At 42.8% G+C, this 13,313-nt stretch carries 14 protein-coding genes and 2 tRNA genes; all 16 read right to left on the reverse strand.

Going from position 1 to position 13,313, the window contains the following annotated elements; translation table 11 throughout:
• Positions 1 to 97 precede the first annotated feature (97 nt).
• Positions 98 to 1,282, reverse strand: coding sequence for an RNA polymerase sigma factor RpoD (gene rpoD / locus GCWU000321_RS03045; protein WP_007069616.1), 1,185 nt, complete (start codon positions 1,280 to 1,282; stop codon positions 98 to 100).
• 239 nt (positions 1,283 to 1,521) lie between these two features.
• A tRNA-Arg gene (locus GCWU000321_RS03050) sits at positions 1,522 to 1,598 on the reverse strand.
• Positions 1,599 to 1,602: 4 nt separating this feature from the next.
• Positions 1,603 to 1,678 (reverse strand) — tRNA-Pro (locus GCWU000321_RS03055).
• Positions 1,679 to 1,734: 56 nt separating this feature from the next.
• Positions 1,735 to 2,169, reverse strand: coding sequence for a Holliday junction resolvase RuvX (gene ruvX / locus GCWU000321_RS03060; protein ID WP_007069618.1), 435 nt, complete (start codon positions 2,167 to 2,169; stop codon positions 1,735 to 1,737).
• Entirely contained in the window at positions 2,166 to 3,359 is a 1,194-nt protein-coding gene (locus GCWU000321_RS03065; protein ID WP_007069619.1) for a DUF3084 domain-containing protein, read from the reverse strand. The genes ruvX and GCWU000321_RS03065 overlap by 4 nt, the downstream gene beginning before the upstream one ends.
• 63 nt (positions 3,360 to 3,422) lie before the next feature.
• Entirely contained in the window at positions 3,423 to 4,508 is a 1,086-nt protein-coding gene (locus GCWU000321_RS03070) for an LptF/LptG family permease (RefSeq protein ID WP_007069620.1), read from the reverse strand.
• A 28-nt stretch (positions 4,509 to 4,536) separates the two neighbouring features.
• Positions 4,537 to 5,259 carry an LPS export ABC transporter ATP-binding protein gene (gene lptB / locus GCWU000321_RS03075; protein WP_007069621.1) on the reverse strand — a complete coding sequence of 241 codons (723 nt, stop codon included), beginning with the start codon at positions 5,257 to 5,259 and terminating at the stop codon, positions 4,537 to 4,539.
• Complete coding sequence (locus GCWU000321_RS03080) at positions 5,256 to 6,104, reverse strand: LptA/OstA family protein (RefSeq protein ID WP_007069622.1); 849 nt, start codon at positions 6,102 to 6,104, stop codon at positions 5,256 to 5,258. The genes lptB and GCWU000321_RS03080 overlap by 4 nt, the downstream gene beginning before the upstream one ends.
• Positions 6,101 to 6,646, reverse strand: coding sequence for an LPS export ABC transporter periplasmic protein LptC (lptC, locus tag GCWU000321_RS03085; protein WP_007069623.1), 546 nt, complete (start codon positions 6,644 to 6,646; stop codon positions 6,101 to 6,103). Before lptC ends, GCWU000321_RS03080 begins: the two co-directional genes overlap by 4 nt.
• A complete protein-coding gene (locus GCWU000321_RS03090; protein ID WP_007069624.1) occupies positions 6,643 to 7,626 on the reverse strand; it encodes a lysophospholipid acyltransferase family protein in 984 nt (327 codons plus the stop codon). The genes lptC and GCWU000321_RS03090 overlap by 4 nt, the downstream gene beginning before the upstream one ends.
• A 40-nt stretch (positions 7,627 to 7,666) precedes the next feature.
• A complete protein-coding gene (locus GCWU000321_RS03095) occupies positions 7,667 to 8,206 on the reverse strand; it encodes a KdsC family phosphatase (RefSeq protein ID WP_007069625.1) in 540 nt (179 codons plus the stop codon).
• The gene (locus GCWU000321_RS03100; RefSeq protein ID WP_007069626.1) at positions 8,206 to 9,177 is read right to left on the reverse strand and encodes a KpsF/GutQ family sugar-phosphate isomerase; all 972 of its coding nucleotides are present in this window, start codon (positions 9,175 to 9,177) and stop codon (positions 8,206 to 8,208) included. The genes GCWU000321_RS03095 and GCWU000321_RS03100 overlap by 1 nt, the downstream gene beginning before the upstream one ends.
• Before the next feature lie 155 nt (positions 9,178 to 9,332).
• Positions 9,333 to 10,154 carry a 3-deoxy-8-phosphooctulonate synthase gene (gene kdsA, locus GCWU000321_RS03105; RefSeq protein ID WP_007069627.1) on the reverse strand — a complete coding sequence of 274 codons (822 nt, stop codon included), beginning with the start codon at positions 10,152 to 10,154 and terminating at the stop codon, positions 9,333 to 9,335.
• Positions 10,151 to 10,882, reverse strand: coding sequence for a 3-deoxy-manno-octulosonate cytidylyltransferase (gene kdsB / locus GCWU000321_RS03110; RefSeq protein ID WP_040381169.1), 732 nt, complete (start codon positions 10,880 to 10,882; stop codon positions 10,151 to 10,153). The genes kdsA and kdsB overlap by 4 nt, the downstream gene beginning before the upstream one ends.
• The gene (gene lpxK / locus GCWU000321_RS03115; protein WP_007069629.1) at positions 10,879 to 11,991 is read right to left on the reverse strand and encodes a tetraacyldisaccharide 4'-kinase; all 1,113 of its coding nucleotides are present in this window, start codon (positions 11,989 to 11,991) and stop codon (positions 10,879 to 10,881) included. The genes kdsB and lpxK overlap by 4 nt, the downstream gene beginning before the upstream one ends.
• Entirely contained in the window at positions 11,981 to 13,312 is a 1,332-nt protein-coding gene (locus GCWU000321_RS03120) for a 3-deoxy-D-manno-octulosonic acid transferase (RefSeq protein ID WP_007069630.1), read from the reverse strand. Before GCWU000321_RS03120 ends, lpxK begins: the two co-directional genes overlap by 11 nt.
• Position 13,313: the final 1 nt, after the last annotated feature.

Raw genomic sequence — 13,313 nt, forward strand, 5'->3', positions numbered from 1 at the left:
ACTGTCCAGATTAACGGTGTTATTATACTACAGAAAGAATGGATTTGCAATCATCATTTGATTCCAGACAGTTCGTCTCTGCTGAAGTTTCATTTAATTAAAGCCCTGCCATGGGAATAGCCAATTTTTTTAATTTTTTTAAAGCTTTCCCTTCAATCTGACGAATACGTTCGCGGGTAACTCCAAAATATTTTCCCACTTCTTCCAATGTACGCTGGGTTCCATCATCAATTCCGTACCGCAGTGCAATAACGCCTTTTTCACGTTCCGTTAATGTTTCCAAAAGCTGATGGATCTGCTCACGGCGCATAGTTGCTGCCGCCTCATCTTCCGGAGATGCTGTCTTCTGATCCTCAATAAAGTCTCCCAAATGGGAATCTTCCTTTTCACCAATAGGCGTTTCTAAAGAAATAGGATCCTGTGCCGCTTTTTTAGCTTCACGAATTTTTTCCACACTGGTTTCCATTTCTTTGGCCAGCTCTTCGTTTGTCGCTTCCCTACCATGTTCCTGCAGGAAATGTCGCCCTACACGGTTCATTTTATTAATGGTTTCCACCATATGAACCGGTACACGGATAGTTCTAGCCTGATCCGCAATAGAACGGGTAATAGCCTGTCGAATCCACCATGTAGCATAAGTACTGAATTTATATCCTTTCGTGTAATCGAACTTATCCACGGCTTTCAAAAGTCCCATATTCCCTTCCTGGATCAAATCAAGGAAAGGCATTCCCCTGCCGGGATATTTTTTCGCAATAGACACGACAAGTCGAAGATTAGCATTGGCCATTTCCTTTTTCGCTTCTGCCGCCATCCGTTTTTGTTCATCAGTAGCTTCAGGCATTTTTCCAATTTCAATCGTCTGTGCCAGTTTCATTTCCTGTTCAGAAGTTAAAAGAGGTGTCGTACCGCATTCTCTTAGATATAATCGAACCGGATCGGTTATCCCAGCCGGATCAGCAGAAATATCACCATCCCCCTTTTCCCATTCCTTTTCATCAACATCTGCTTCTGCATCGCCATCTTCTAAAAGTTCATCTTCAAATTCTTCTTCCGACTCTCCATCTCTAAACTCATCTTTACCGTCCTCTTCATAAATAATTTCTACGCCACCTTCATGAAGCGCCTTAAAAACAGAATCTAACTGTTTGGACGTCAGAGATTTTTCTTTTGTAAAAAGAAGTATGTCATCATATTTAATATTGCCATCTGCATTCACTTTATCCTGCAATTCTTTAAGCCACTGTGCAAGTTGAGCCGCTTTAGCCGCCAATAAGGACACCTCCTGAATAAACTTGTAATGTGTTTTCCCTATAGAACTCTCTATTTTTAAATTAAATTAATTTACTCCATTTAGAGGCCTGTTTATGCTGGGGATACTTTATTAACAGAACAACATGATACTCCTATCCATAGAAAATTGCAAGGAAGAATCTCCATATTGATTTTTCTTGCCATAAAATAACACAAAAAAAGATCCGTATATACAGACCTTTTTCTGTTCACAAAATGTGAAACTGCTGGTGACCCAGGGGGGATTCGAACCCACGACCTACCGCTTAGAAGGCGGTTGCTCTATCCAACTGAGCTACTGAGCCATGCTGGTCGGGGCAGCCGGACTCGAACTGGCGACCCCCTGCTCCCAAAGCAGGTGCGCTACCAACTGCGCCATACCCCGCAATACTACAAGAGTATATTACATATAATCTTGTATGTCAATAAAAATGTATTTCATCACACCTTTTTATGCCCCACATCTTCTGCACGGACAATCCCCAAGTAAATACAAGCGATGATCCATGCCACATAATCATCTACAGGAACAGGAATACGGCGGAATCCGTCCGGGATCAAACGCCGCCAGCCGGTCACAGGATGTTCTCTTTTATACCATGTTTCCCCCATTTCCGTGGTATATTTTTCATCCACCAATTCTATTTTTACATTCTTTTCACGCTCTTTCAAGAGCATCACCGTCCGCTGCTGCATCTCTTTATGATGAGTGCCGTTTCCCATCACAATGACACCTATGTCGTATGCGTCAAGAACCCCCTGGACTTCTTTTTCAAAATCTTCTGTTTGGATAACTTTTTTCCATGCGAGACTCCCATCTTTATGGACAACAGCCACACCGGTTTTTACTGAACCGGGATCAAGAGCAAGTATCATGAAACATCTCTTTCTACTTCAATATCAATTAAAAGCGGACCCTCCGAATAGATATCTTTTTTCGCTTTTATAACGAGAACACATTTGCTGTTATATCCTTTTACTTTTTCAATCACCGAAAGCAGTTCCTGCCCTTCCAGCTGTCCCACCTTTCCTGTAATCGGATCCGGCAGTATCCCTTTATCCTTTGCTAAATGGTTCAATTCATTCAGCATACTCAGAACCTGGGCATCCGGCCGTTTAAGACCTTTATAATTGAGCATCTTCGCCGTCATGATGGTTTCATTCGCATGAAAAACCAGATTATTATCATGAACATCAAATTCCACAATTGCCGGCTCCCCCAAAATCAGGTTTCCCGCAGCAACAACACGAACAAGCTTCTTACTGCTTGCACCTGCCACTTGATCAACGGCTTTGTCAAATGCAATCTTCGGCATACGTACAAGGTAAACATCTTTGTCACTGACATTCATTCGTTCTTTCAGCAAATTATTGATATCATTCAAAATACTCCCAAGTACCTGCTCAGATTGTTCTTTGGACATATTCTCATCAACAACCGCATCAGTAAGCACCTGTCCTGCACGAAAAACGACAGTGCCTTCACGGATAGCCGCAATATTCCCAAGAAGCGCTTCCTTCTCGCTGTTCAGTTTTGTAATATTACCGGAAAGTTCTTCTTTTGTTTTTTCCAACTGTTCTATTTCTTCTGCAGACTGCTGGATACCTGCCTGCGCTTCCTGGTAAGCATTTTGTACAGAAAATAGTTCACTCTGCACGTAAGCACGCTGGCTTTCCACCCGTTCCAATTCTTTTACTGTCTTTTCCGATTTTTTTGTTACCCCTTCATACTCTTTATTCCTTGCCTCAAGCTGCTTTTTACCTTCATCAAGTTCTTTATTTTTTACGATGATCTCCTGATTAAGGTTTGCCATCTGTGCCTGTAATTTGCTCAAGCCAAAAAGCGCTACGCGTACATTTTCATTTACTACGGCAAGCACAGCAACTGTCAGGAATGAAATAAGGACACCTGAAATAATCGTAACGATAATGGAAGTATATTTTGGCCGCAGTCCAAAGAGCGTCATTCTCTTTTTCCCCACCTTGGATCCAATTTTATCGCCAAGAAATGCAATGAGTCCGCCCATCAGCATAAGGACGAAAAACATAGCAATGCCAATAAACATACTGACCTCCTTCAGTTAAAATACCACAGCGAAGAAATTAAAAAGAGAAAACGCACAATATAATTACTGATTAACCCGCTTAATCAAGTACACTGCACAAATAAGAGCGATCAGGTTTGGGAGCCATACTGCTGCCACCGCAGAAATTACATGCCCTTTTCCAAGCGCTTCAAGAAATGTCATTACAGCATAATATACAAAAATAATAACTACTGAAAGTCCAAATCCGATTGATGATGATGATCGTTCGCGCTGCACGCCGAGAGGCGCTCCTACGAGACCAAATACAAAACTCGCAAAAGGAAGTGAAAAACGGCGATGAATTTCCATAACAATGGCAGTCGCATCTTCATGAGCAGCCTCATAAGCTTTTCTTGCTGTAAAGAGCTCCCGAATGGTCATCTCATCATAATCTTTATGCTCTTTTTGTATCGTTTCCGGCGACTGCCCATAAGGAATAAATTGATTCTTAAAACGCATCGTGCGGCTAATTCCATCTTCACCAAGATCATAAATAGTACCGTTTTCCATAAACCATTTACCATCTTTCCAAACGGCATTTGGCGCATTTTCCACGCGGATAACAGCTTCATTCTGGAATTCCTGAATCGTTATATTTTCCAATTTTTTATTTTCAGGATTATATCTCCTCGCATAAAGCAAATGGGCAATTTTTCCATTTTGTACATCACGAAGAATAACATGATCCGTAACCCCCGGATTCAAATTACGTTTAATTTCAATATTGATAACCTGTTCATATTTCCGATTCGTCCATGGCACCACATACTCATTAAAAGCCACCGCACATAAACTGATTAAAAAAGTAAGGATAAAAATAGGCATGACCAATCGGCTAAAGCTCTGTCCGGATGTGCGCATAACAATCAATTCGCTGGAACCGGATAGCCGGGATGTCGCCATTAACGCCCCCAATAAGACCGCCATAGGAAACGTATAAACAATAATCCGGGGCAGTGCCAATATAAATATTTTCAGTGCCGCGGTAGAAGATGCACCATATTTTGTAACATAGTCCGCAATTTTCAGCAGTGTATCCGCCCCGAGAAATATAGCAGTAAATGCGGCAACACCAAACAAAAAAGGTCCCAGGAATTCCTTAAGGATATATTTATCAAGTATACGCATCAGAATCCCACTCCTTTAATCAAATAAATCATAGGCTGAAATTTTCTCCCAGGTAGAATTTTCTCGCCACAGGATCTGCAGCAATATCACCGGATTTTCCATTAAGCAGAATTTTCCCTTCTGAAAGGATATACGCATTATCCACAATCCGAAGAGTTTCACGAACATTATGATCTGTAATTAAAATACCGATACCTCTTGTTTTAAGATGCATGACAACGCTTTGTATATCTTCGACAGCAAGAGGGTCTACACCGGCAAAAGGTTCATCCAGCAATATAAAGGACGGCCCCATGGTCAAAGATCTGGCAATTTCTGCCCGCCTCCGTTCGCCGCCTGAAAGGGCATCTCCCCTTGTATCCTTTACATGAGTAATGTGAAACTCCTCCAGAAGCCCTTCCGCCTTTTCTTTTCTCTCTGCAGGGCTTAATTCTGTTCTTGTTTCCAGTAAAGACATCATATTTTCCCATACTGTCATTTTGCGAAATATGGAAGCTTCTTGGGGTAAATAGCTGATACCGAACTGATGCCGTTCATGAATAGGCATATGATCCAAAGATTTCCCATCAGCAGTCACATCCCCTTCATCAGGCCGGATAATGCCGACAATCATATAAAAAGTTGTGGTTTTTCCCGCACCGTTAGGCCCGAGCAGACCTACAACTGTTCCCTGTTCAACTTCTACATTTACATCATTAACTACGGTACGTTCTCCGTAGCGTTTGATTAAATGATGTGTTTCTATTTTCATTTGTGATCCTTATCAAAAAAAGAACTTTGTGCCGGTTCGTCGGCATAGGATGGTCTTCCTGCGATAGGAGTTTCTTCTGTCACGCGTTCTGTGCCGCCTGTTTCAGCGGCTTGGTTTCCGGCAGCCATACTTGATGCGCCTGCAGTGTTTGTAATTGTGATTGTGCTTCTTCCGGAAGTCTCTACAATTTTCTCTGCATCCCGCATAATCAGCTCAGGTCCGTCAAAAGAATTCCCATTTTGCACAACATGGGCATTTCCTGTCAATATCAGTTTACCATCGATCCCTTCCTGTCCACTTCTTGTATAAACAGCTTTGTCCCCGTATCCATTCATTTGATGCATAGTACTGGAAAGGTGTACTCCACCGGTTGCTTCTATCTTTACCTGTTTCATATTTCCTTCGATCAAAGGCGCCTCGATAATACCATCAACAGATTCCAGGTAACCATTCCCCTGAATTTTGCCGAATCCGGTTTCCGGATTATACATGATATCGTCTCCTTTCATCGTGCGCTTTTCCGCTTCATCATGAATATAGACTCCACCTACACCGCGAGTTGTTTTATCTTCATATAAATACATTTTTTCCGCGGTCATAACAGTCTGGTCTTTTTGGTACTCAACACCTCCATCAAGCCATGCGCTGCGGTTTTCAAAATAATACTGGCCTTTTTTACCGGTAACTACAGCGCCCTCATTAGCATGAATAACCACATTCCCTGTCGCAGTGACTGTTTTAGCTTTTCCATCATAAGTCAATATATCGGCGGTGATATCATCTGCCCATGCCGTACCGCCTGCTGCAATTAAAAATACTGCCAGGAACCCATATATTTTCCTCACTTATTTGCCTCCTTATCAGCAAGCTTAGCATGTCCTTTTGCTACAATTTTTTCAAGTACACGATCGGCCGTAAATGAATCTGCTGTTAATATTCGCCCATCCTTTTCCGCGGTAAACGAGCAATCTGTGGATAAAACCTGCTTCTTCCCATCATAAGTCAGGTTTTTGGCATAAAGAATAAGGCCGTCTTTCGTCTTTCCCTCAATATCTCCCTCAAGATTTACTGTTTGCTCCGCTCTTTTTATGATTCCCTTCTTTGCTTTGATAGACAATTCATTCCCATCTTCTGCAAAAAAGCCTTCTATATCCGTAAGATAAGCCGTATTTCTGTTACTCTCCATCTTAACATGACGCGCCTTCAGATTCCATATCACTTTACCGTCTTTTTCTTCATTCAGGTTAATATCATTGAACTCCACTGCCTGTGTCGTATCATCACCAGTAAAAACAGAATTACCGTCTCCTTTAAAAAGTATGTACACTCCTAAGGTGATCAAGACCATGAGTACTACACCAATAATAGATTTTTTATGTTTTTTCATGTACTGCCTCCCTCCGCTCTTTCCGCAAAAGGTACTCCGTGGATAATTTCCTTTTTTTCTTCATCTGTCATCCGGCAATACATCTCAATACTCCATGGTTCCGTCCAAAAAAGATGCTGGAACCACATCCAATCGGCAGGATGTGCTTTAATAAACTCTTCCATAATGGTAGCCATTTTTTGTGCGTTCACCAGCAAGTCATGTTTTTTATCTCCGGTTTCTTCATAATAAAAATGCTTTCCTACACAAATGGTATTTCCTATGCAGTCTTCATTCCTAACTACAAAGATAGGAAGTACCGGAGCTTTGAACTTCTTGGCAAAAACCACGGGCCCCTGGGGAAAGGAGAAAATCCGATTCATGAAACGAACCGGTATCCCCACTCTATCTCCATCTTTATCAGATAAAAATCCGAGAATATGGTTCTTTTTCATGGAACGGGCCGCTGCAATCATTTCATAGCCGCCTGTTCCGGTCAGATAAATATGTTCGCCTGATTCCGCCCGATATTCATTAATAATCCTCATCAGAGCATCATCTTTCTGTTTTTTGCCAATAGCGGACGTATCATATCCATGCAGGGCAAGACCGGCTCCAAGCCATTCCCAGTTTCCTACGTGGGCAGTAAGCCCCACAATCCCTTTTCCCTCTGCGTATGCAGCCTCCAGATACTCCGGATGATCAATAGAAACATATTCATCTATATGAAGTTTCTCTCGGCACAGCCGCGGCATATACAGCATTTCCATCGCCGACATTCCTACACGTTGATACACTTTATTCAACAGCTGCTCCGCATCTTCTCTTTCACATAACAGACCTGTCATAATCTGCTCAATTCCACGATTACGTTGTTTCGGTATCCGATTCATAATTGCCGGCCCCAGAAAAGAACCTATAGCTAAAATATTTTTATAGGGCATTCTGCAAAGTATGCTGCTGACCATCTTAAGCAAATGATATTTTACATTAGAAAGCATGTCTTCTCTTCCTCAAAAATCAGTTTCCTAAATTATATAACTATTGCCGGGCAGGTGCCTCTTGCATTTCCGAATAAAATGACGCAACTGCTTCATCCCACCGTCCCTGTTCCTTGAGTATTTCCTCAATAAACTCTCTCGCTGCTCCACTTCCCCCGGCACGGCGGGAAACAAATTCCGCCTTTTTTAAGTTTTCAGGAGCTCCATTTGATGGACTGCCTGCTATTCCAACTTTATCAAAAAGAGGCAGATCATTTAAATCATCTCCCATGAAAGCGACTTCTTCCCAACATAAACGATACTTTTCCAAGGCCGCTGCCACGGCCTGTACCTTATTTTTCACCCCCATAAGGAGCACATCTACTTTTAATTCCTCCGCCCGCACACGGACAATATCCGAAGTACGCCCAGTAATAAAACCGGTAATATATCCCATACGATGTGCCAGCCCCAAGGCCATTCCATCCTGGGCGTGGAAGATTTTATAAGCTTCGCCTTCCGTCCCTAAAATCAATGTACCGGAAGTCAAGGTTCCATCTACGTCAAAAAAGAATGCCTTTATACTTCGCGAACCTCTCATCAGACCACACCTTGTCTCAACAAATCTGTGACATGCACCATACCTATAGATTTTCCATCCTTATCCACTACAGGAAGCACCGTGATAGGATGAGGCGCATGTTTTTCCATTTTATGGAGTGCTTCTGCCGCCAACTTATCAGCAGTTATTACCAAAGGATTCTGTGTCATCACTTCTTTTATGGTGAGCATCAGAAAATCTTTTTCTTTTTCCAGCCCACGACGGACATCCCCATCTGTCATAAGCCCCTTCAGCTTAAACTTTCCATCCACAACAGATACCGCACCAAGCCCCATTTTAGTCATCACAAAAAGCGCATCCTTAACAGAAGCAGTTTCTTTAATTACGGGATTATCACTGCCATGGTGCATAACCATTTCAACAGTCATAAGCAGACGTTTTCCCAAAGATCCGCCCGGATGAAATACCGCAAATTTATCGGCAGTAAAATTCTCTTTTTCCATAAGCGCCACTGCCAAAGCATCGCCAAGTGCCAATGCCGCTGTCGTTGAACTGGTCGGAGCCAATCCGAGGGAATCAGCCTCTTGTAAAACACCTGCATCCAATACAACATCTGCATTTTCCGCCAGCGTAGAATGGGTGTTCCCAACAACAGCAATCAATTTCGCACCGATTCTTTTCAGCGAAGGCAGAATGTTTAATATTTCACCGGTTTCACCGCTATTGGAATAAGCTACAACCACATCTTCAGCTGTCACCATTCCCAAATCTCCATGGATACCTTCCGCAGGATGAAGAAAAAATGACGGTGTTCCCGTACTTGCCATAGTTGCAGAAACTTTTTTTGCAATATGCCCGGACTTTCCCATTCCCGTCAGTATGACACGACCATTTGCATGAAGAATCAAATCGACAGCTGACTCAAAATTATTATCCAGTTTATCAATCAGGCTCAAAATGGCATCCGCCTCATCACGAAGCACCCTTATCGCTGTTTCTATCGAAGACATGCTTCCTCCCTTGATAAATCCATGCCGCTGGCAGCGGCTCACCATTAGGCAACTATGCCTTATCTTACGCTAAAAAGAAACGGTTTTGTTCTGTATCAATTTATTATACTATATTCTCTTTATTAATATTCTCTTTATTATTAGCCAATGTCTTCTTATTTATCGTGTTTCACAATTTCATTAATCTTAATTAAATCTTTCAGCAGCCCCTCCAAAGATGACAAATAAAGCATATTCGTAGAGTCAGACAGACCTTCCGGCGGATTATCGTGAACTTCCATAAAGAATCCATCCACTCCGCTTGCTGCCGCCGCACGTGCAAGATAAGGAATCATATCCCGCTGCCCGCCGGTTACCGTACCCATAGCGCCCGGCAGCTGCACACTGTGGGTAGCATCATAGATAACCGGATAACCAAACTTCCTCATTATCGGGAAAGAACGCATGTCTACTACAAGATTATGATAACCAAAAGATACACCTCGTTCGGTGACGGCCAAATTGGGATTATGAGCTTCTTCCATTTTATTCAGCACGTTTTTCATATCTTCAGGCGCCATGAATTGTCCTTTTTTTACATTTACCGGTTTTCCTGTCATCGCCGCCCCGTAAACCAAATCGGTCTGGCGGCAGAGAAATGCGGGAATTTGAAGCATATCCAACACTTCCGCGGCCTTTTCCAATTGAGTCACATCATGCACATCGGAAAGCACCGGCACATCCAGTTCCTTTTTTATAGACTTTAGAACTCGAAGACCTTCCTCCAGCCCCGGACCACGAAAAGAATGATAAGAAGAACGATTTGCCTTATCAAAAGATGCTTTAAAAATATATTGTACACCTAATTTTTCACAAATTCTTTTCACTTCACGCCCAATCATCAATGTGCGGTCGTAGCCTTCAATCACACAGGGGCCGGCAATTAAAAATAATCTGCTTCCATCAATAGTAAGATTTCCCACCTGAATTGTTTTCATAATTGGCTCCTTTCGAAATATGCGTTTACTTTCTTTAGATCTTCTTCCGTGTCAATCCCTATATCTTCCGTCTCTACCGTAATTACACCTATTTTATGCCCGCTTTCCAACGCCCTCAGTTGTTCCAAAGACTCTGTCATTTCAAGCGGCGTCTGCTTCATGTGGGCATATTTCAGAAGAAACTCTCTCCGATAGGCATAAATTCCTACATGTTTTAATGCGGGAACTACAAAATCATGGCGGGGATAGGGAATCAGCGCTCTTGAAAAATATAATGCTTCGCCCTTTTGGTTGACAACAACTTTTACCGCCGACGGATCTTCGTAGTCGTCATTTTTTAACGGCGTTGCCACTGTCACCATATCAAGTTCCGCCCGTTCAACAAGTGTCTTCGCAAGAAGATCGATAACATTGGGATCAATCAGAGGCTCATCTCCCTGTACATTGACAATGATATCATAATCCGGCAGACTTTCCGCCACTTCCGCTAAACGGTCAGTCCCGGTCGGATGATCAGCAGAAGTCATCACTACATCTCCACCAAAAGACCGGACTTCTTTTTCAATATCTTTATGATCCGTAGCTACGATGACCACATCAGGCAGCATCGCCAAAATCGCTCTTTCATAAACACGTCGCACTAACGTTTTCCCCGCAATCATCCTCAGCGGTTTTCCCGGCAGACGTGTCGATGCATAGCGGGAAGGGATTATACAGGCAATTTTCATAAAAAGGCCTCCCATTGTTCCTGAAGCTGTGCTTCTCCATTTTCAGCAAATTTCATTTCTATCTCCAAAACATAAAGAGGAATTTTACTGTCTTCCGCTTTACTTAAATTCAGCATCTTTACCGCATCTTTTTCTGTCACCGTGATCAGATCAGCACCACTATATGCAGCTGCCATTTCAGCAGATTCCATATCTGCTGATGTATATACATGGTGATCCGGAAAAAACATATTTCCCACAGGGCTCAGCCCCGCCTCTAATGTTGTTTCTTTAAACGCTTCAGGATTTCCTATTCCTGAAAGAATAAACGTCCTTCTCCCTTTCTGGCAGGATAAACAGTCTTCTTTGATTCCTTTTTTCCATTTATTGAAAGGAACAAGCAATGACGGCGAATGGAAAGATTCAAGGATAAGCGCCTGCGGTGCCAATCGAAAAAGGTTCTTCTTTATATCCGTTTTCACAGACACATCTGCCTGCTCACTTTTAGTGAGGATAAATGTATGGGCACGTCGTAATGCCTCCATAGGCTCACGGAGAAGTCCGCGGGGTAGGGAATATCCGTAACCGAAAGGATTCGTGCAGTCTATGAGAACGATGTCTAAATCCCGCTTCATATCCCAGTACTGAAAACCATCATCTAAAAGCAATATATCCGCCCCCAATTTAATCGCTTTTTCCGCAGAAATGATCCTGTTACGTCCCACAAGAACAGGGACATCAGGAATTTTTAACGCCATCATATAAGGCTCATCTCCCGCCAGTTTCTGGGAAATCCGCAAAGATCGTCCGTCAGATACAACTCCTCCGACTTTTTCCAATCCGCTTTTATAACCGCGGGAGAGAATGGCCGGATGATGCCCCTTTTTGTGAAGCATTTCAGCCAGCTTTAAAATGCACGGTGTTTTCCCCGTTCCACCGGCCGTAATATTTCCAACGCTGATAACAGGTATCGGCATACGGCGGGCATTTCGCCCAACCTTCTCATATTTTTTCACGACACCTTTTTCATAAATCCCTGCAAGAAGCTCCAACCCGCCAAGAACAATCTTTCCTATCTTTCCCGGCGACGGATTTTTTTGGAGTCCAAGTATGTAAGACTCAATACTCATCAGTATTCTCCATCAAATCAATCTTATACTTTTCAGCAAGTTTTGCAAAAGTATCTACATTCCTTTTCGTCGCCCCCTGATTCTCCGCCACCACAGACAACGCCGCTTCCCCCATAGCCTTCATTTTTTCGGGATGAGCCAATAAATCCCGCAGCGTTTTTTCTAATTCAGACTCATTTTGTGCCATGCGGCAGACACCACGCTTAGACAGCAGATCAAATATTTCCCGGAAATTGAACATATAAGGACCTACAAGCACCGGTTTCCCATGTGCCGCAGGTTCCAATATGTTATGTCCCCCCACCTTTACAAAACTTCCGCCAACAAAAACTACGTCCGCAAGACTGTATAAACGTCCTAATTCACCAATGGTATCAAGAATAATAACCTGATGGCCTCTCCCATCATCTTCCTCCGTCCCCATCTTAGAGCGGCGGAGAACACTGTATCCAAAATGCTTCACCAAAAAGCGGACAGACGGTGCCCTTGTAATCTCACGTACTGCCAGAAGCAACCGGGCGTCAGGATACTCTTTCAGAATCTTGCCAAATATACGAAGAATAATTTCTTCTTCTCCGTTATGCGTACTCCCTGCTACAATCACAGGCCCTTTTCCATCAAAGTGAAATTCATGACGAAGCTGTTGTTTCTCTTCTTCCGAAACTTCCACATATGTTTCATCATACTTTGTATTTCCTGTAATTGTCACCCGATCAGAAAGTGCTCCCATAGAAATAATATGTTCTGCATCAATGCCCGACTGCATACAAAATTTTTTAATTTGGAGAAGCATGCGCGAGGTAAAACGCCGGATCAGGGAATACCTTTTCATAGAACGGTCACTGATACGGCCGTTCATCATCATAACAGGAATATTCTTTCTCCATGCCAGCCGAAGAAAATTTGGCCACAATTCCGTTTCAATCAGAATAATTGCTTTAGGATTCACTATATTCACAATTCGTTCTGTGATAACAGGCAAATCAAAAGGAAAAAATATATGGCCGTCCGCCTCGGGCATGATCCTTTGCGCCATTCGGTGACCTGTAGCAGTAACGACGGATACAACGACCATTTCTTTGGGATAGCGTTTTTTCAATTCTCTCACAATAGGACTGGCTGCGACAACTTCACCCACCGACGCCGCATGTATCCAGATTGCATTATGATAAGCAATCTGTTCCAAAGTCGGCGTCGGCATAATCCCGGCACTCTGCTTCAGTCTGTCATAAAAACCGTCTTCAAAAATAAGACGGTAAAGCAGTACCGGCACCTGAAAGAACCAATAAGCAACCAGACAGACATTATAAAACCAGTACAAG

Origin of the sequence: Dialister invisus DSM 15470, assembly GCF_000160055.1 — a bacterium.
GTDB classification, from domain to species: Bacteria; Bacillota; Negativicutes; order Veillonellales; family Dialisteraceae; genus Dialister; species Dialister invisus.